This window comes from Streptomyces sp. NPDC052079 (assembly GCF_040680275.1).
Lineage (GTDB): Bacteria > Actinomycetota > Actinomycetes > Streptomycetales > Streptomycetaceae > Streptomyces.
The window spans coordinates 1-17,915 of record NZ_JBFAWL010000036.1; the positions used below are offsets into that span (position 1 = coordinate 1).

Here is a 17,915-nt window from a genome sequence, read left to right on the forward strand (position 1 = left end):
CGGAAGCTAAGCCTTACAGCGCCGATGGTACTGCAGGGGGGACCCTGTGGGAGAGTAGGACGCCGCCGAACAATTATTAGGGGAAACCCCGCACCGTAACGGTGCGGGGTTTTCTGCGTTTAGGGTCGTGTCATGCGCTATGACCTCGTCATCTTCGACAACGACGGTGTTCTTGTCGACAGTGAGCCGATCTCCAACCAGCTCCTGGCCGCCTATCTCACCGAGCTCGGTCACCCGACCACGTACGAGGACTCCATCCGTGACTACATGGGCTCCGCCCTGCATCGCGTGCACGATCTCGTCGAGGAGCGGACCGGGCAGCGGTTGCCGGTGGACTTCGACGACGTCTTCCACGCCCGTGTCTTCGCCGCGTTCGAGCGGGAATTGAAGCCCGTCGTCGGGGCCATGGACGTACTGGAGAAGCTGGCCGCGGACGGTGTGCCCTACTGTGTGGCGTCGTCCGGGAGCCATGAGCGGATCAGGGTGGGGCACCGCACGACAGGGCTCGAGCGATGGTTCGAGGACGAGCGCATCTTCAGCTCACAGGACGTGGGACGGGGCAAGCCGGCCCCCGATCTCTTTCTGCACGCGGCCGAGCGGATGGGTGCGGCACCCGAGCGGTGTGTGGTCGTCGAGGACAGTCCGCTGGGCGTGCGTGCGGCGGTCGCGGCCGGGATGGACGTGTACGGGTTCACCGCGATGACGCCGGCCGAGAGGCTCGTCGGGGCCACCGGGCTCTTCGACGACATGCGGGAGTTGGCAGCACTGCTCTACGAAAACTAAAACCGATTCACCAGTACCCACCAGTACCCCCGGGCCCTACCGGTCGTTCGCGCCTCAACAGGACCGATACGGTGGCGGTCATGAGCGGCCGCGCACAGCTGATGTGGGACGAGGCAGTAACGGGCTATGACTTCGGCCGGGACCATCCGATGGACCCGGTCCGGCTCGCCCTCACCCGGAGTCTGGTCGGAGCCTTCGGGCTCGACCGGGAGGTGGAGGTGGTCGCCGCGAAGGCGGCCGGGGAGTCGACGTTGCGGCTCGTCCACCGGGAGGACTACATCGAGGCGGTGCGGACCGCTTCGGCCAGCCCCGAGCTGGCGGACCAGTCGTACGGGCTGGGCACGATGGACGATCCCGCGTTCGCCGGGATGCACGAGGTGTCGGCGCTGATCGCGGGGCAGTCGGTGGGGGCGGCGGAGGCCGTGTGGCGGGGGGAGGCGCCGCACGCGGTGAACTTCGCCGGGGGGCTGCACCATGCGATGCCCGGGGCCGCCTCCGGCTTCTGTGTGTACAACGACGCCTCGCTGGCGATCGCCCGGCTGCTGGAACTGGGGGCCGAGCGGGTCGCGTACATCGATGTGGACGTGCATCACGGGGACGGGGTGCAGGCGGCGTTCTGGGAGGACCCGCGTGTGCTGACGATCTCGCTGCACGAGCATCCGCGGACGCTGTTCCCGCAGACCGGATGGCCGGAGGAGACCGGAGCGGGCACGGCGGAGGGCAGTGCGGTCAACGTCGCCCTGCCGGCCGGGACCGGGGACGCCGGGTGGCTGCGGGCGTTCCACTCCGTCGTACCGGAGCTGCTGGCGGACTTCCGGCCGCAGGTGCTGGTGACGCAGCACGGGGCCGATACGCATTTCGAGGATCCGCTGGCGCATCTGGCGGTGTCGCTGGACGCGCAGCGGGGGGTGCAGGTGGCCTGTCACGAACTGGCGCACGAGTACGCCGACGGGCGGTGGGTGGCGCTGGGCGGTGGCGGATACGCGGTGGTGGAGGTCGTGCCGCGGTCCTGGACCCATCTGGTGGGTATCGCGGCCGAGCGGCCCGTGGAGCCGACGACGATGATTCCCGAGAGCTGGCGGCAGCAGGTCTACGCCCGGACCCGGCAGCCGGCACCCCGGCGGATGACGGACGGGCGGTGGCCGGTCTCCTGGGCCGCGTGGGACGAGGGGTACGACCCGGCGGACCGTTTGGACCAGGCGATCCTGGCGACCCGGCGCGCGGTGTTCCCGCTGCGGGGGCTGCTGCCGTAGGGCCTGTCCGGCGAAGTCCGCCGGCCGTTGGGCCAACCGTGCGGTGTCGGTGCCGTTCCGGCCGCGCCGGGCCCCGGTGTAGCGCACCATCGCTCATGTGCTGACCACCGACGGCCTTCGTGCGCATCTCCTTGCTGCCCGGCTGGCCGGGGTGGTGGGTACGACCCGGGAGGAGAGCCTTCGGAGTTACCGGTTGTTCGCGGCGCGGGATCCGCGTCTGCTGATCGGATTGGATCCGCAGGGGGTATGGGGGCAGCGGGATCTGCTGGCCCTGATGTCGGCAAGGTGCGGGGTTTCGGCCGATCCCGCGCATACGTTCGGCCATGATGTGATCGACCCCGGGCGCACCCTGGCCGCCCTGGACGCCTGTGCGGAGCGGCTGGCCGCGGTCGCCCGGTGCCGTGTGCCGGTCCTTCTCGGGACCGGGCACCCGCACCGGCTGCTCGGTTTCTACGCGGCTCTGGCAGACGGTTTGTCGTCAGCGGGATGTACCGTCCTCACTCCGGCGCAGGGTCGCCGTGTCGACATAACGACCCGGTTCGGCCTACGTACGTACAACCTCGACTACGTACGAGGAGTCGGGCTGGTCCGGGGCGCGACCTCGCAACGCCCCGGTTGTGAGCCCGGCGCACATACGCACTCCCCTCTCCCGGTTCGGACCGCGCTCGCCGCGGCGGCCGACGCCGGCGGGCCGCTCCCCGGGCTGGTGATCGGAGACCACGGCTGGGTCTGCGGTGCAGGTCAGCTGGGGTTCGACACCGTGGGACTCGCCGATGTGAACGACCCCGCCCCGTTCGTCGGGGAGGCCGAGGGCGCCGTGTCCCTCGTCGTTCCACTTGATGACGGCGTGCGGTCCGATTACTACCTGCCGCTGACCCGCTACGTACTCAATCGAGCGTGTCTGTCACAGTAGGTCGCCGATGGCTGCACCTCTTCCCCACTCGCATCACCCGCCCCTACATTGGGGAGTGAGCACGCAGCGACGAAGAGTCACCGGAAGGGGAAGCCGGTGGCCGTCGAGTGCGGAAGGTTCAGGTGTGTCATGGCTGCAGCTGGCGAGAGGCCTCTGAACGAGGTTCAGTTCCTTACCGTGGCGGAAGTCGCCTCGGTGATGCGAGTGTCGAAGATGACCGTGTACCGGCTGGTGCACAGCGGTCATCTGCCCGCGATCCGGGTGGGGCGGTCCTTCCGCGTCCCCGAGCAAGCGGTTCACGAGTACCTCCGCGAGAGCTATGTGGGGGTGGAAACCCCCTGACGGCGTGTCGGGGAGACCCGTACCGGGTACTCATGGGCCTCCCCGGTCACCTCGATTACGACCTCAGCGCTCGGGCGGGTAGGCTAACCCCTCGTAGGTCGTGTGGGCCCATGGCGCCCAAACACCGAGTGATGAGAAGTGAGCGAGGGTAGTCGTGGGCTCTGTTATCAAGAAGCGGCGCAAGCGGATGGCCAAGAAGAAGCACCGCAAGCTGCTCAAGCGCACGCGCGTCCAGCGTCGCAACAAGAAGTAAGCGACAGCGCGAAAGCGTGTCCAGTGGCCCCCCACCGCAGTCCGGTGGGGGGCCACTGTCGTCCGTGTGTCCTGGGCGGCATGGGTGCGGGACGTTCGTACGTCCGGGGCTGTCGTCACTTCAAGCATTCGCTTGGTTCCACAGAGCGACGGTGACCCGATAGGTTGGCCGTCGGGAGCAGGACGAGAGAAAGGCGCTGATCTTGGGCAAGGTCGTGCTCGTCACCGGGGTGGCCCGGCAGCTGGGCGGCCGTTTCGTCCGGCGGATCCTGCGGGATCCGGAGGTGGACCGGGTCGTCGGCGTGGACGCGGTCCCACCCGAGCACCATCTGGGCGGCGCCGAATTCGTCCAGGCGGACATCCGGCTGCCCACCATCGCGCGGGTGCTCGCCGAGACGGGCGCCGACACGGTCGTCCACCTCGACGTCACGGGCACGCCGCTGGGCAGCTCCAGCCGGACGGCGCTGAAGGAGACCAACGTCATCGGCACCATGCAGCTGCTGGGTGCCTGCCAGAAGTCCCCGAGCATCAAGCGGCTGGTCGTGAAGTCCAGTACGAACGTCTACGGTTCGGCGCCGCGTGATCCGGCGGTCTTCACCGAGACGACACCGCCCAAGTCGCTGCCCAGCGGCGGCTTCGCGAAGGACACGGTCGAGGTCGAGGGCTATGTGCGCGGCTTCGCGCGCCGCCGCCCGGATGTCGCCGTGTGCGTGCTCAGGTTCGCCAACATCCTGGGTCCGGCCGCGGACAGTCCGCTCGCCTCGTACTTCTCGCTGCCGGTGCTGCCGACCGTGTTCGGCTACGACCCCCGGCTGCAGTTCGTGCACGAGGACGACGTCATCGAGGTGCTGCGGATCGGTGCGCACGAGCCCCGGCGGTCCACGCTCAACAGCGGAACCTTCAACATCGCCGGCGACGGCGTGCTGCTGCTCTCGCAGTGCTCGCGGCGGCTGGGCCGGCCCACGGTGCCGCTGCTGCTTCCCGCGGTCACCTGGGCGGGGTCGCTGGTGCGTACGCTGGGGATGACGGACTTCTCGCCCGAGCAGATCCGGCTGCTCACCCACGGGCGGGTGGTGGCGACGGACCAGATGCGGGAGACGCTGGGTTTCACCCCGAAGTACTCGACTGCCGAAACGTTTTCCGAGTTTGTGCGCAGTCGTGGTCCCGGACTGCTTCCGCCGGAGGCCCTCGCGGGGGCCGTCGACCGGATCGCCGCGCTGTCCCTGCCGGACAGCGGTCACTCCCCGACGCAGAGCGCCAACTGAGGAGCGCAGCAACGATGGCGGACGCCAAGGTCATTCCGTTCGATGACGACCACCGTTCCCGCGGCGGTGCCGGGCAGCGCCCGTCGCGCCGCCGCAGTGCGGGGAGCCGGCGCCAGGGCGGCCCGGGGCCCGCGGCGGTGGGGGACGTCCAGCCACTGCCGGGCGTGGCCTCCGTACAGGATGATGGTCCGGTGACCGGTGAGGACGAGCAGCCTCAGGAGCCGGCCGCCCAGAGCGCCGGTGACGGCGACGGCGGCCTGGAGCGGCGGATCGCGAGCGGCCTGGCCTTTCTGCGCCGCCGCGTCACCGGGGACTACGAGGTCGACGATTTCGGCTATGACGAGGAGCTCACCGACCAGGTTCTGATGTCCCTGCTGCGTCCGGTGTACGAGAAGTACTTCCGGGTCGATGTGAAGGGCATCGAGAACATTCCGTCGGAGGGCGGCGCGCTGATCGTCGCCAACCACTCCGGGACGGTGCCGGTGGACGGCCTGATGATGCAGGTCGCCGTGCACGACCATCACCCGGGTGACCGTCATCTGCGGCTGCTGGCGGCGGACCTGGTGTTCATGCTGCCGGTGGTCAACGAACTCGCCCGGAAGCTCGGGCACACCCTGGCCTGCGCGGAGGACGCGGAGCGGCTGCTGGCGCAGGGGGAACTGGTCGGAGTGATGCCGGAGGGTTTCAAGGGCATCGGGAAGCCCTTCGGTGAGCGGTACAAGCTGCAGCGCTTCGGGCGGGGCGGGTTCGTGTCGACCGCGCTGCGGCAAGGGGTGCCGATCGTTCCGTGCTCGATCGTCGGGGCGGAGGAGATCTATCCGATGATCGGCAACGCGAAGACGCTGGCCCGGCTGCTGAGCTTTCCGTACTTCCCGCTGACGCCCACGTTCCCGTGGCTCGGGCCGCTGGGTGCGGTGCCGCTGCCGACGAAGTGGACGATCCAGTTCGGTGAGCCGATCCCGACGGACGGCTATCCGCCGGAGGCGGCGGAGGACCCGATGCTGATGTTCAACCTGACGGACCAGGTCAGGGAAGAGATCCAGCACACGCTGTACAAGCTGCTGGTGCAGCGGCGGTCGGTGTTCTTCTGAGGTTGCCTTCGAGGCCGGGCGGTGAGCCGGCGGACGGAGTCCGGCGCAGCTGTCCGAAGCCTGCGAAGCAGTGCGAGGACGGCAGACAGGAGGGGCCAAGCTGCTGGTGCAGCGGCGGTCGGTGTTCTTCTGAGGTTGCCTTCGAGACCCGTGTTCTTCTGACCGGCGGCGTGGTGCGTGCGGTGCTGGGGGCGCCCCTTGGTGGGGGCGCCCCCAGCCCTATTCCGCGCCCTTGGCGTCGATGCCCAGACCCGGGAGGAGACCGGGCAGGAGAGGTGGGAGGGTGACGTCGGGGGCGGGGGGTCGGGTGATGTCGCCCGTGGGCGGCGGTGTGGTGGCGAGTCCGCCGCTCTCTTTCGGCGGGTCGAGCAGACCGCCGGTGTTGCCGCCGAGCAGGCTGTCGCTCTCGCGGTCGGCGTCGGCGGAACGGGACGGATCGGCCCGGCGCGAACTGCTGTCGCCGGAGGTGTCGTCGCCGGTGCCGGGGGACTGAGCGGGGCGGGACGCCGACGGGTCGCCGGATGCCGGCTCGGAGCCGCTGTGCCGTGCCCCCTCGCCCACCTTGTCGGTCGGGGGCTGGGGGAGCATGGACCGGAGCGGGGCGACGTCTTCGTCTATGGCGTCGAACACCGACGAGACCTGCTGACTGACGTCCCCCAACTGCACCGGCAGCCGGTCGCGGAGCGTGCTCCAGGCCTTGCGGTGGGCCTGGGAGAAGGAGGAGAGCGCCTGCATGGGGCTCAGGGAGTCCGGGTCCCGCTCGTACGCCTCGCGGAGCAGCCGGTGGCCCTCGGAGGCGTCGTGCCGCATGCCGGAGAGGGCGCGGCGGATCTCGCCGAGGGACTCGTGGTCGAGGGGCCCGCTGCGGCCGCGCTCCATCAGCCGGCGTGCTTCGCCCAGGCGGGTGGAGGCGTGGTCGAGGTAGACCCGGCCGCGCTCGTCGCTGCCGTCGGCAAGTCCGAGCTTGACGTCTTCGATTCCGCGCTTGATCCCGTAGAGGGAGTCGCCGGGCAGGGCGTCGGAGCTGGCGGCGGCGACTCCGCCGAGGGCGCCGGCGGCGACACCGACGGTGAGTCCGCTCGCGGTGAGCCCTTTGGCCAGCCGCGATCGCGGTCGTAGCCTGCCCAGCGGGGTCGCCCGGTGTGCGCCCCGGGATCGGCGCGAACGCTGTTCGGGTACGGCCTGATCCGTCGCCTCGCCCGCCGCGGTGCCTTCCTGGAGCATGGCCTCGAACGCGGCCACCAGTTGGGCCCTCTGGACGACCTTGACCTCGGGGTCCAGTTCCGGCTTGGGCAGCGCGCCGAGGCCGGAGGTCAGCGCGAGCAGCTCTGCCTGCTCGCCCTCCGCGACGGCCGGTGCCGGTGCCCGTCCTTCGGACTGCTCGGCCGCCGTGCCCCGGTCGGACTGCTCCTCCAGGGCCTGGGCGAAGGCGTTCGCCCGCCGGTGCGCCGATACGTTCGCGATCACTGGCGGCACCTCCTCTCGTCATGACGGTCGACTCCCCAGGGGGTCCTGAGGGTTCCCCGGCCCGACCAAGGCCACACGATCGAGTGATCCAAGTCGGTCAGGGGGTGACCACAGGGAGCCTGTATCCCGCACAACGAGCGGCGCGGCACCTGGGTTACGGACACCGGATGACCGAATGAGGAAGCCAACCGGGTTACACGTACCGTCAGTTGGCTGTCGCGGTGCGTGTTCCGGCCGGCGGGGGCGCCCGGGTCAGCGGGCGTCTTCCGGCAGGAGCCGGGCGAGGGTGCGGACGGCCCGGTACTGGAGGGTCTTGATGGCGCCCTCGTTCTTGCCCATGACCCGGGCGGTCTCGGCGACGGACAGCCCCTGGAGGAACCGGAGCGTGACGCATTCCTGCTGTTGGGGGTTGAGTCGTCGTACGGCATCGAGGAGGGCGGCGTTGGACAGGGACTCGAGAACGGAATCCTCGGGGGATCGCTCGACCTCGTTGGCGTCGAGCATCTCCCCGGTGGTGACCTCGAGGCGGAAGCGGCTCGACTTGAAGTGGTCGGCGACGAGGTTGCGGGCGATGGTCACCAGCCAGGCGCCGAAGTCGCGGCCCTGCCAGGTGAAGGTGCCGATGCGGCGCAGCGCCCGCAGGAACGTCTCGCTGGTGAGGTCCTCGGCGGTCGCCTTCCCGCCCACGCGGTAGTAGATGTACCGGTACACGGTGTCGCTGTACTGGTCGTAGAGCCGCCCGAAGGCCTCCGCCTCGCCGGCCTGCGCGCGCTCCACGAGGTCCATCATCCGGGCACTGTCGCTGTCGGCGGCGGGGCGGCGAGCGGTGGTGGCGGGGCGCCCTCGTCTGCCGACGGCGGCGGTACCTTCGGCGAGGGCGTAGCACGGGCCGGCGGGGGCGGTGGCGAATGCGGGGACGGTCTGCGCGGCGGGGACGATACCGCGCAACATGTCTCGGGCTGTCGCGACTGTCGCGCGCAGCGTAGCCAGGCCCGAGGCGTCAACCCCGACGTGTGGGTACACGGGACTCCCAGAGGCAGAGCTTCCATCACGTGCAGTACGTAGTACGTGCAGTGCGGGACCGTTCACCCGTCGTAGCGACGGGTTGGTACCGGATTGCGTCTGAGGAGAATAACGCTTCGTGCAGGCTCTGCTACACCGAGTTGCTCAAATCATCGATTACGTCGCTTCCGTAACCGGTTGACGTGCGTTCACGTGTGGTGGGGTGACCGATTGTTGACCGAAATATTTCGTATCCGGTGTGCTGAGGGGCGAGTTGTGGCCGTGTGCAGCCAACGGGACTGGACAGAAGGGTTGCGGGGTACGGGAGTTGGATTGGGCGTGTTGGTGAGCGGGGTGGGGGGCCCGGTCGCGGTCGGTCAGGGTGCGCCCGGTTGACCCGCCCCGAGGGCGCTCCGCCCCTCGCCCCGGCGGTGCCCGGAGAGCTGCTGTCGGCACTGACGTACGCGGCCGCCAGGTCCGCGAGCTCGGCCAGATGCAGCGGTACGTCGGTGACGGCGTCGTGATCCGGGCCCGCGGCAAGGAAGCTCCGCACCGCCGGCGCCATGCTCTCGCCGGGTTCGAGGAGAGCAGCGCCCGGAAGAGGCCGAAAGCCCGGGTCGCATCCTCCTCCGGGGTGTTGAGCAACTCCGTCCTCCGGTCCCTGCAGGCCGGGAACTCCGACGTCACCGTCTCGAGCATCAGTCGGATCGCTTCCCTCGGTCACGCGGGGCCTGATCGGTGCGGTTGTGCCAGATAGGGACCTTCCCCCGGTGGGCCCAGGCGCGGGTTGCGGGGGTCGAGCGCGATAGCGCGGTCGAGTTTCCGTGAGGGCTTTGTCGTCGCGGTCGGCGAGGAAAGGCGCCGGCCGGGGCGTCTGCCCCTGTGCGCGTTGCCGGATCAGCTCGCCGCGTGATCGACGCTCGCGTGCGGACACGTCCCACCCCCCGTGCGGCCAGGCTGCCGTAGAGCAGTTTGGCGGGCTTTCAGGGGAGGCGTGGGGGCCTGTGGACTGGCGCGGCAACCCGCAGGTCGGTCGGAGGTCAGCGGCGCTTTCGGTGGAGGGCGATGGCGGCCGCCGTGCCGCCGGCCACCGCGCCGACGCCTGCCGCCGCGGGGATGCCGACCTTGGCCGCCTTGCGGCCGGTGCGGTAGTCGCGCAGGCGCCAGTCCATGCGGCGGGCGTGCTTGCGCAGCTTGGAGTCCGGGTTGATCGCGTAGGGGTGGCCGACCAGCGAGAGCATCGGGATGTCGTTGTGCGAGTCGCTGTACGCCGCGCAGCGGCTCAGGTCCAGATCCTCCGCGAGGGCCAGCGCGCGCACCGCCTCCGCCTTGGCCGGACCGTGCAGCGGCTCGCCGACGAGTTTGCCGGTGTACACGCCGTCGACCGACTCGGCGACCGTGCCCAGCGCCCCGGTCAGCCCGAGCCGGCGCGCGATCACCTGGGCGATCTCCACCGGTGCCGCCGTGACCAGCCACACCCGCTGCCCCGCGTCGAGGTGCGCCTGGGCCAGCGCCCGGGTCCCCGGCCAGATCCGCTCGGCCATGTACTCGTCGTAGATCTCCTCGCCGATGGACTGCAGCTCGGCGACGCGGTGACCCTGGACGATGGACAGCGCGGAGTCGCGGGCCTCCTGCATGTGCTCGGGGTCCTCGACCCCGGCCAGCCGGAACCACGCCTGCTGCCAGGCGAAGCGGGCCAGCTCGCGCGTCTCGAAGAACTTCCGCTTGTACAGGCCCCGCCCGAAGTGGAACAGGGCCGCGCCCTGCATCACGGTGTTGTCCAGGTCGAAGAACGCGGCGGCCCGTTCGTCGCCGGGTACCGGGAACTCCGGTTCGCGTTCGGCAATGTCCTGGGTCGACTTGCGTGCTGCCTCCGCCGAGGCCTCGCCTGCCAACACGCTCCGCGCCGTGGCGGAGCGCCTACGGGGAGTGAGCCATCCGAGAGCGGCCATGGCGTGAGCATAGCCAGTCCGCACGGCGGTTCCGGATCCGCGCGGTTCGAACGTCGTGAACTCTCGGGGGCGGTGGCGTTACGGCGCGCGCGACAATGGCCCGTATGAGCCCTCTCTTCCGCCGCAACACTCCGGCCGCCCCACGGGACCGGCTCGTCACCCTCGTCCGCAAGCCCGGCTGTCACCTGTGCGACGAAGCGCAGGTGGTGGTGGAGAAGGTGTGCGAGGCGCTCGGCGTTCCATGGGAGCGGAAGGACATCACCGAGGACCGGGAGCTGTACGACCGGTACTGGGAGCAGGTCCCCGTGGTTCTCGTCGACGGCCGTCAGCACACGTTCTGGCGTGTCGACGAGGAGCGGCTGCGCAAGGCACTCAGTGACTGACCGGCCAGTACAAAGTGACCGGAACTCGCTTAGGATCGATGGTGGCTTGGTCTCGGGGGCGGGATTCACTGAGGAGAGTGTGCGGTTTTGCCCCCAGAAGAAAAGGAACGGTGGTGCTCGTGCGCCGGTTCCAGACCAGTGCGCCGGGGGCGCGTGACCCCGGTCACGTTGCCCGGGCAAATCGGACACAATCTTTGTGCACGCGTTCACAAAGACATAGCCTGCATTCGACGGGGCGGTCCGAGGGCGTATGACCCGACGTATGACCTCACGAGTGACCGCCTGAAGCCCCGCTCTACCCGCAGGAGCACCGTGGCAACTGGCCGAACTCACCGACCGGCGACCCGCAGCCGAGGGATTCCCGAGGCCACCGTCGCCCGTCTTCCGCTGTACCTCCGCGCCCTCACCGCGCTCTCCGAGCGCTCGGTGCCCACGGTCTCCTCGGAGGAGCTGGCGGCCGCCGCGGGCGTCAACTCCGCGAAGCTGCGCAAGGACTTCTCCTACCTGGGTTCGTACGGCACCAGGGGCGTCGGCTACGACGTCGAGTATCTCGTGTACCAGATCTCCCGTGAACTCGGCCTGACCCAGGACTGGCCGGTTGTGATCGTCGGGATCGGTAACCTCGGCGCCGCCCTCGCCAACTACGGCGGGTTCGCCTCCCGTGGGTTCCGGATCGCCGCGCTGATCGACGCCGACCCCGCGATGGCCGGTAAGCCCGTCGCCGGCATCCCGGTGCAGCACTCCGACGAGCTCGAGTCGATCATCACGGACAACGGCGTGTCGATCGGCGTGATCGCAACCCCCGCCGGTGCCGCCCAGCAGGTCTGCGACCGGCTCGTGGCCGCCGGTGTCACCTCCATCCTGAACTTCGCGCCGACCGTGCTGTCCGTGCCGGACGGCGTCGACGTGCGCAAGGTGGACCTCTCCATCGAGCTGCAGATCCTCGCCTTCCACGAGCAGCGCAAAGCCGGTGAGGAAGCGGCGGCTGCCGTCGCCCCCGCCGCCACCCGTAAGCAGTCCGCCACCGACCAGGGGCCCGACGGGGACATGCCCGCCGTGATGCCGGCATGAGTCTCCTCGTCGTCGGACTGAGTCACCGCAGCGCGCCGGTCAGCGTGCTGGAGCGGGCCTCGCTGGCCGTGGACGCGCAGACAAAGCTGCTGCAGGACACGGTCGCCGCGGAGCCGGCCACCGAGGCAGCGGTCCTGGCCACCTGCAACCGCATCGAGCTGTACGCCGATGTGGACAAGTTCCACGCCGGTGTCGCCGAGCTGTCCACGCTCCTCGCCCAGCACAGCGGGGTCGGCCTGGAGGAGCTCACTCCTTATCTTTATGTGCACTACGAGGACCGGGCCGTTCACCACCTGTTTTCGGTTGCCTGCGGGCTGGACTCCATGGTCGTGGGCGAGGGGCAGATCCTCGGCCAGATCAAGGACTCGCTGGCCCGGGCGCAGGAGATGCACACCGCCGGGCGGCTGCTGAACGACCTGTTCCAGCAGTCGCTCCGGGTCGGCAAGCGCGCCCACTCCGAGACCGGGATCGACCGCGCCGGGCAGTCCCTGGTCACCTTCGGGCTGGAGCAGCTCGCCGTCGGCCGGCCCGTCGAGGGCTGGGCCCCCGGCAAGAAGGCCCTGGTCATAGGCGCCGGTTCGATGTCCTCCCTGGCCGCGGCCACGCTCGCGCGGGCCGGTGTCGCCGAGATCGTCGTCGCCAACCGCACGCCCGACCGCGCCGAGCGGCTCGCCGAGATCCTCACGGCGGGCGACGACACGAACGTGCTGGCCCGCGCGGTACCGATGGATTCGGTGCCGTTCGAGCTGACACGTGCAGACGTCGTCGTCTCCTGCACCGGTGCGACCGGGCTGGTCCTCACGGCCGACGCGGTGGCCGCGGGTGTCGGGGGCCGTATCGGCGAGCAGCCGGTGGTCGTCGACAGCCGTATCGGCGAGCAGCCGGTGGTCGTCGACCTCGACGCGGAGGCCGCGAAGGCTCCGGTGCGGGCCGCTTCCGCGGGGGCTTCCCAGCCGGCTGCTTCCGCCGGCACCGGGGCTTCCCAGCAGTCCGCCTCCGCCGGCACCGACGACAACTGCCCCCTCGACCTGGCCTCCGTGACCTCCGTACCCCCCGGCTTCTCCGTGATGGGCGAGGCCGCCGTCGCCGGTATGGACGCGGCCACGCTGGAGCAGCACGCCGCATGGGCCACGGGCACCACCGTCGACCGCCGCCGCACCGACCGCAGCGGCCCGGAGGCGGACGCCGAACTGATCGGCGCGCTCGCCGCGACCGTGTCCGCCGTCGGCCGGATCCCCGAGCGGCGCCGCCCGGAGCCGGTGGCCGAGCCGCCGCGCCCCGAGCCCGTGCTCTTTCTGCTCGACCTGGCGATGCCGCGCGACATCGACGCGGCCGCGCACCGGCTGGCCGGCGTACGGCTGGTCGATATCGAATCGCTTGCGGAGGCGTCCGCGGACGCTCCGATGGCTGCCGATGTGGACCAGGTCCGGCGTATCGTCTCCGACGAGGTCGCCGCGTTCGGGGCGGCCCAGCGGGCGGCGCACATCACGCCGACCGTCGTCGCCCTGCGCACCATGGCGGCCGATGTGGTGGCCGGAGAGATCGCCCGTCTGGAGGGGCGGCTTCCCGGCCTGGACGACAAACACCGCGCGGAGATCACGCTGACCGTGCGGCGGGTGGTCGACAAGCTGCTGCACGCGCCGACGGTACGGGTCAAGCAGCTCGCGGCCGAGCCCGGCGGCGCCGGGTACGCCGACGCGCTGCGCACCCTGTTCGACCTCGACCCCGAGACGGTGGCCTCCGTCTCCCGCGCCGAGGAAAGCACCGAGAAGAACGCAGAGAACCGAGGGCCGGGATGACTGAGAAGGCACTGAGGCTGGGGACCAGGCGCAGCAAGCTCGCCCTGGCCCAGTCCGGGCAGGTGGCGGATGCCGTGAGCCAGGTGACCGGACGGCCTGTCGAGCTCGTCGAGATCACCACGTACGGCGATGTGTCGCGCGAGCACCTCGCGCAGATCGGCGGCACGGGCGTGTTCGTGGCCGCGCTGCGGGAGGCGCTGGCGCGCGGCGAGGTGGACTTCGCGGTGCACTCGCTGAAGGACCTGCCCACCACGCAGCCCGACGCGCTCGTCGTGGCGGCCATTCCGGTGCGCGAGGACCCGCGCGATGTGATGATCACGCGCGAGGGGCTGAAGCTCACGGATCTGCCGCGCGGCGCCCGCATCGGCACCGGCTCGCCGCGCCGCATGGCGCAGCTGAACGCGTACGCGCGCAGCCACGGCATGGAAATAGAGACGGTCCCGATCCGGGGCAACGTCGACACCCGCATCGGGTACGTCCATAAGGGCGAACTGGATGCCGTGGTGCTGGCCGCCGCCGGAATGAACCGGATCGGACGCAGCGACGAAGTGACCGACTTCCTGTCGGTCGACACGATTCTGCCCGCCCCCGGCCAGGGGGCACTGGCGGTCGAGTGCACCGCGGACAACGCGGACCTCATCGCCGCGCTCGCCGAGCTCGACGACCCGTTGACGCGGGCCGCCGTGACGGCCGAGCGGTCACTGCTCGCCGCCCTGGAGGCCGGCTGCAGCGCCCCTGTTGGAGCGTTGGCCGACCTTCTGCCCGACGGGCAGGTTGTCAAGGAAATGCGCCTGCGGGGTGTCGTCGGCTCGACCGACGGTGCCACGCTGGTGCAGCTGTCCACCACCGGTCCCGTGCCCGAGACGCACGAGGCGGCGACGGCGCTCGGTCGCGAACTCGCCACCGAGATGCTCGCGCAGGGCGCGGCCGGTCTGATGGGGGAGCGAGCACATTGAGCCCCACCACCCTTCCCGCCCCTCCGGAACACGGGCACGTCACCTTCCTCGGTGCCGGACCCGGGGATCCGGGACTGCTGACTCTGCGCGCCGTGGAGGCGCTGGCGAACGCGGACGTCCTCGTCGCCGAGCAGGACGTGCTCGACGTCGTACGGACGCACGCCAGGCAGGGCGTCGCCGAAGTGCACACCGATGCCGATCCGTCGCTTCCGGGCACGGGCACGCCCCAGCTGACGGTCGTTGACGGCGCGTCAACAACCGCCGGTGTCCCCGCGATCAGGGATGCCGGACATCTTCTCATGGAGGCCGCGCGGGGCGGCAGGCGGGTCGTGCGTGCGGTGTCCGGTGACCCCGGGCTCGACGCGTACGCCGCCGAGGAGATGCTGGCGTGCGCCTCGGCCGGGGTGCCGTTCGAGGTCGTCCCCGGTGTCGCCACCGCGGTCGGCGTGCCCGCGTACGCCGGTGTGCCGCTGCGCGACGCCGAGGGCGCGGACGTGCGGTTCGTCGACGCGCGTACGGCGTCCGACCGGTGCTGGACGGAGGTCGGGGCGTCGGACGGCACGGTGGTCGTCTCCACCACGCTCGACTCCGTGGCCGCGGCGGCGGGCGAACTGGTGTCCGCCGGACGTAAGCCCGATACCCCGCTGACGGTGACGGTCGGCGGTACGACGACCCGGCAGCGCACCTGGACGGCGACGCTCGGCACGATCGCGCAGACGCTGAAGCAGTCGAAGGCGCTGCCCTCCCCGGAGGGCGGCCGTCCGGTGATAGCCGTGGTCGGTGAGCGTTCCGCCGCCGCCCAGCGCGACCGGCTGGCGTGGTTCGAGTCCAAGCCGCTGTTCGGGTGGAAGGTGCTCGTCCCGCGCACGAAGGAGCAGGCGGCGTCGCTCTCCGACCAGCTGCGCTCGTACGGGGCCGTGCCGCACGAGGTGCCGACGATCGCCGTGGAGCCCCCGCGCACCCCGCAGCAGATGGAGCGGGCGGTCAAGGGCCTGGTGACGGGCCGCTACGAGTGGATCGCGTTCACCTCGGTCAACGCGGTGAAGGCGGTCCGGGAGAAGTTCGAGGAGTACGGGCTCGACGCCCGTGCCTTCGCCGGTATCAAGGTCGCCGCGGTGGGCGATCAGACGGCCGCCGCGCTGATCGCCTTCGGCGTGAAGCCGGACCTGGTGCCGAGCGGCGAGCAGTCGGCGGCGGGTCTGCTGGAGGACTGGCCTCCCTACGACCCGGTCTTCGACCCGATCGACCGCGTCTTCCTGCCGCGGGCCGACATCGCCACCGAGACGCTGGTCGCCGGCCTGATCGAGCTGGGCTGGGAGGTGGACGACGTCACGGCCTACCGCACCGTGCGCGCCTCGCCGCCGCCCGCCGAGACCCGGGAGGCCATCAAGGGCGGCGGCTTCGACGCGGTGCTGTTCACCTCGTCGTCGACGGTCCGGAACCTGGTCGGCATCGCGGGCAAGCCGCACAACGTGACGGTGATCGCCTGCATCGGCCCGGCGACGGCGAAGACGGCCGAGGAACACGGCCTGCGCGTGGACGTCATGGCTCCCGAGCCGTCGGTCCACAAGCTGGCGGAGGCCCTGGCCGACTTCGGCACGCGTCGCCGCGCGGCCGCGATCGACGCGGGCGACCCGGTGACGAGGCCGAGCGAACGGCGGCCGGGGGCGCGGAGACGCCGGTCTACGACGTGAGCTCCTGATTGTGAGGTGGCGGGGTGCGCTGTTAAGGCGCGCCCCGCCATCGCACGTATCGGGGTCAGTGCCCGGAGGCGTACGGCAGGAAGGCTGCCCAGGTCGTGGGGGCGAGGGCGAGGCGGGGGCCGTTCGGGTTCTTGGAGTCGCGGACGAGGATGTGAGCGGGGGCGGTGGCCACCTCGATGCAGTCGGGGCCGTCGGACGTGCTGTAGCTGCTCTTTATCCATTCCGGCTTGGTGCCGGTTCTAGAGACCTTGAGCGTCATGTCCTTGTCTCTCCCAGTACTTTCTCGATGAGGGGCAATGAATCCTGTGGGCTGAGAGCCTGGGCGCGCAGGGCTCCGTAGCGGATGTCGAGGACCGTCGTTTCCTTGGGGTCAGTCGTCACTCTGCTGCTGAGGGGCGATTCACTGAACGCGACTGTGGTTCCCTTCTTGAGCTTGAGTAGCCGGAACGAACCACCTGTTCCGGAGTTCACCTCACGGTCCAAGGGAAGGACCTGGAGGTCCACGTTGCGCAACTGGGCGACCTCCAGCAGCCGTTCAATCTGCTGGCGCATCACCATTCTGCCTCCCATGGGCCTGCGAAGCGTCGACTCGCACTGCACAAAGCTGAAGACGCGCCGCCCGGTCATGAGATCAAGGATCTCCTGGCGTGCCAAGCGTGCCGTGACCTGTTGCTCAACCTCGGCCTCGGTGAGCGTCGGTCGATGCGCGTTGAACACGGCTCGTGCGTAGTCCTCGGTCTGCAACAGTCCATGGATGACGGAGTTGTTGTACGCGCACAGCTCAACAGCCTCCTCCTCCAGGTTCTTCAAGTCCCGCACCATCTTCGGGTACCGGATCTCCGCCACGTCCTTCTTCATCGCGGCGATCTTGCCGCCCGCCCCCAACACCTCGTCCGCCGCGTCCAAGTACTCCGGGCGGGGAATCCGCCGCCCCCGCTCCACGCAGGAGACCGTCTCCTCCCCGTACTTGATCGCCGCCCCGAGCTCCGCCTGGGTGAGGCCGGCCGCCTCGCGCCAGAGCTTCAACTGCCGTGTGACGGTGCGCATCACGGCCCCGGCCTCGTCGTCGTCCAGCCCCGCTTCCCACTCGCCCACGTTCGCCGCCTCCCGTCGCGTGCCCTTCCCCGGACCAACTCCGGCCGCCCGCGCCCGGTCACCCCGGGCAGGGCGGACAGAAACCGGACACCTGACGTACAGCTGTCGGCCGTACGACCTGTCCGTATTCACAGTGTGCACATGGGTGAGCACACTGAGTGGCGCGAATTGAGAACTCCGCGTCGCGGAAAGAGAAGGGACACCCATGACGACACTCGCCCCCGCCGCCCCCTGGGCGCTGCGCCTGGTCACCGATCGGCTGCCGGTCGGGCCGCCGCCGTACGCGACCGTGACGCTCGACCCCGTCGCGCAGACCGCCCGCTACGCCGACGCCGCCGGGCGGCCGGTCGAGATGGGCAAGCACGGGACGTCGAGGACGATCGGTACCGCTTCCGTGTCCGGGGGCGGTGACGGGAACGGTCCGCAGCCCCAGACGCAGGACGACAGCACCACCGACTACGAATCGGACTGACCGATGGCCTTCACCGTCCTGGTCGTCACCGCGCTGGAGGACGTCACCGCGGGGCGCTGCACGCGTACCTGGCCTCGTTCGGTCCGGTCTTCGGCTGCTTCGACTTCGCGCTCACC

General features: G+C 70.3%; 18 protein-coding genes. 13 read left to right on the top strand and 5 right to left on the bottom strand.

Annotation, left to right across the window (positions count from 1 at the left end; translation table 11 throughout):
• The first annotated feature begins 132 nt into the window (after positions 1-132).
• The 7 genes from AB0L56_RS30080 (at position 133) to AB0L56_RS30110 (ending at position 5,899) form a co-directional block, all read left to right on the top strand.
• Entirely contained in the window at positions 133-783 is a 651-nt protein-coding gene (locus tag AB0L56_RS30080) for an HAD family hydrolase (RefSeq protein ID WP_365428907.1), read from the top strand.
• Between the two features lie 80 nt (positions 784-863).
• Complete coding sequence (locus AB0L56_RS30085) at positions 864-2,036, top strand: acetoin utilization protein AcuC (RefSeq protein ID WP_365428910.1); 1,173 nt, start codon at positions 864-866, stop codon at positions 2,034-2,036.
• A 97-nt stretch (positions 2,037-2,133) separates the two neighbouring features.
• The gene (locus AB0L56_RS30090) at positions 2,134-2,949 is read left to right on the top strand and encodes a phosphatase (RefSeq protein ID WP_365428913.1); all 816 of its coding nucleotides are present in this window, start codon (positions 2,134-2,136) and stop codon (positions 2,947-2,949) included.
• 129 nt (positions 2,950-3,078) lie between these two features.
• On the top strand, positions 3,079-3,291 hold the full coding sequence (locus AB0L56_RS30095; RefSeq protein ID WP_189365561.1) for a helix-turn-helix domain-containing protein: 213 nt from the start codon (positions 3,079-3,081) through the stop codon (positions 3,289-3,291).
• 154 nt (positions 3,292-3,445) lie between these two features.
• Complete coding sequence (locus AB0L56_RS30100; RefSeq protein ID WP_003948845.1) at positions 3,446-3,544, top strand: AURKAIP1/COX24 domain-containing protein; 99 nt, start codon at positions 3,446-3,448, stop codon at positions 3,542-3,544.
• A gap of 202 nt (positions 3,545-3,746) precedes the next feature.
• Positions 3,747-4,808, top strand: coding sequence for an NAD-dependent epimerase/dehydratase family protein (locus AB0L56_RS30105; protein ID WP_365428916.1), 1,062 nt, complete (start codon positions 3,747-3,749; stop codon positions 4,806-4,808).
• Between the two features lie 14 nt (positions 4,809-4,822).
• Entirely contained in the window at positions 4,823-5,899 is a 1,077-nt protein-coding gene (locus AB0L56_RS30110; RefSeq protein ID WP_365428919.1) for a lysophospholipid acyltransferase family protein, read from the top strand.
• A 219-nt stretch (positions 5,900-6,118) separates the two neighbouring features.
• Here AB0L56_RS30110 and AB0L56_RS30115 read toward each other — a convergent pair whose 3' ends face one another.
• The 3 genes from AB0L56_RS30115 to AB0L56_RS30125 form a co-directional block, all read right to left on the bottom strand.
• Entirely contained in the window at positions 6,119-7,366 is a 1,248-nt protein-coding gene (locus AB0L56_RS30115) for a DUF5667 domain-containing protein (protein ID WP_365428922.1), read from the bottom strand.
• Between the two features lie 252 nt (positions 7,367-7,618).
• Positions 7,619-8,389, bottom strand: a complete 771-nt coding sequence (locus tag AB0L56_RS30120; RefSeq protein WP_361037987.1) for an ECF subfamily RNA polymerase sigma factor, BldN family — start codon at positions 8,387-8,389, stop codon at positions 7,619-7,621.
• Between the two features lie 1,019 nt (positions 8,390-9,408).
• Positions 9,409-10,320 carry an HAD-IB family hydrolase gene (locus AB0L56_RS30125; RefSeq protein WP_365428926.1) on the bottom strand — a complete coding sequence of 304 codons (912 nt, stop codon included), beginning with the start codon at positions 10,318-10,320 and terminating at the stop codon, positions 9,409-9,411.
• 104 nt (positions 10,321-10,424) lie between these two features.
• Here AB0L56_RS30125 and AB0L56_RS30130 point away from each other — a divergent pair, with 104 nt between their 5' ends.
• The 5 genes from AB0L56_RS30130 (at position 10,425) to AB0L56_RS30150 (ending at position 16,223) form a co-directional block, all read left to right on the top strand.
• A complete protein-coding gene (locus AB0L56_RS30130; RefSeq protein WP_365428929.1) occupies positions 10,425-10,703 on the top strand; it encodes a glutaredoxin family protein in 279 nt (92 codons plus the stop codon).
• 312 nt (positions 10,704-11,015) lie between these two features.
• A complete protein-coding gene (locus AB0L56_RS30135) occupies positions 11,016-11,774 on the top strand; it encodes a redox-sensing transcriptional repressor Rex (protein ID WP_361037991.1) in 759 nt (252 codons plus the stop codon).
• Complete coding sequence (locus AB0L56_RS30140) at positions 11,771-13,573, top strand: glutamyl-tRNA reductase (protein ID WP_365428933.1); 1,803 nt, start codon at positions 11,771-11,773, stop codon at positions 13,571-13,573. The genes AB0L56_RS30135 and AB0L56_RS30140 overlap by 4 nt, the downstream gene beginning before the upstream one ends.
• The gene (gene hemC / locus AB0L56_RS30145) at positions 13,570-14,529 is read left to right on the top strand and encodes a hydroxymethylbilane synthase (protein ID WP_365428936.1); all 960 of its coding nucleotides are present in this window, start codon (positions 13,570-13,572) and stop codon (positions 14,527-14,529) included. Before AB0L56_RS30140 ends, hemC begins: the two co-directional genes overlap by 4 nt.
• On the top strand, positions 14,526-16,223 hold the full coding sequence (locus AB0L56_RS30150; protein WP_365428939.1) for a uroporphyrinogen-III synthase: 1,698 nt from the start codon (positions 14,526-14,528) through the stop codon (positions 16,221-16,223). Before hemC ends, AB0L56_RS30150 begins: the two co-directional genes overlap by 4 nt.
• Positions 16,224-16,287: 64 nt before the next feature.
• Here the strand turns inward: AB0L56_RS30150 and AB0L56_RS30155 are convergent, their stop codons facing one another.
• Together AB0L56_RS30155 and AB0L56_RS30160 are read right to left on the bottom strand one after the other, a co-directional pair.
• A complete protein-coding gene (locus AB0L56_RS30155; protein ID WP_365428942.1) occupies positions 16,288-16,491 on the bottom strand; it encodes a DUF397 domain-containing protein in 204 nt (67 codons plus the stop codon).
• The gene (locus AB0L56_RS30160; RefSeq protein ID WP_365428945.1) at positions 16,488-17,327 is read right to left on the bottom strand and encodes a helix-turn-helix transcriptional regulator; all 840 of its coding nucleotides are present in this window, start codon (positions 17,325-17,327) and stop codon (positions 16,488-16,490) included. The genes AB0L56_RS30155 and AB0L56_RS30160 overlap by 4 nt, the downstream gene beginning before the upstream one ends.
• A gap of 205 nt (positions 17,328-17,532) precedes the next feature.
• On the opposite strand from AB0L56_RS30160, the gene AB0L56_RS30165 reads away from it, so the two are divergent.
• Positions 17,533-17,799, top strand: a complete 267-nt coding sequence (locus tag AB0L56_RS30165; RefSeq protein ID WP_365428948.1) for a putative ATP-grasp-modified RiPP — start codon at positions 17,533-17,535, stop codon at positions 17,797-17,799.
• Positions 17,800-17,915: the final 116 nt, after the last annotated feature.

Excerpts from the sequence above, each read along its gene's own strand:
- AB0L56_RS30095 (WP_189365561.1), top strand. The coding sequence starts at position 3,079 with ATGGCTGCAGCTGGCGAGAGGCCTCTGAACGAGGTTCAGTTCCTTACC.
- hemC (WP_365428936.1), top strand. The coding sequence starts at position 13,570 with ATGACTGAGAAGGCACTGAGGCTGGGGACCAGGCGCAGCAAGCTCGCC.
- AB0L56_RS30080 (WP_365428907.1), top strand. The coding sequence starts at position 133 with ATGCGCTATGACCTCGTCATCTTCGACAACGACGGTGTTCTTGTCGAC.
- AB0L56_RS30155 (WP_365428942.1), bottom strand. The coding sequence starts at position 16,491 with ATGACGCTCAAGGTCTCTAGAACCGGCACCAAGCCGGAATGGATAAAG.
- AB0L56_RS30110 (WP_365428919.1), top strand. The coding sequence starts at position 4,823 with ATGGCGGACGCCAAGGTCATTCCGTTCGATGACGACCACCGTTCCCGC.
- AB0L56_RS30130 (WP_365428929.1), top strand. The coding sequence starts at position 10,425 with ATGAGCCCTCTCTTCCGCCGCAACACTCCGGCCGCCCCACGGGACCGG.
- AB0L56_RS30085 (WP_365428910.1), top strand. The coding sequence starts at position 864 with ATGAGCGGCCGCGCACAGCTGATGTGGGACGAGGCAGTAACGGGCTAT.
- AB0L56_RS30140 (WP_365428933.1), top strand. The coding sequence starts at position 11,771 with ATGAGTCTCCTCGTCGTCGGACTGAGTCACCGCAGCGCGCCGGTCAGC.
- AB0L56_RS30125 (WP_365428926.1), bottom strand. The coding sequence starts at position 10,320 with ATGGCCGCTCTCGGATGGCTCACTCCCCGTAGGCGCTCCGCCACGGCG.
- AB0L56_RS30165 (WP_365428948.1), top strand. The coding sequence starts at position 17,533 with ATGACGACACTCGCCCCCGCCGCCCCCTGGGCGCTGCGCCTGGTCACC.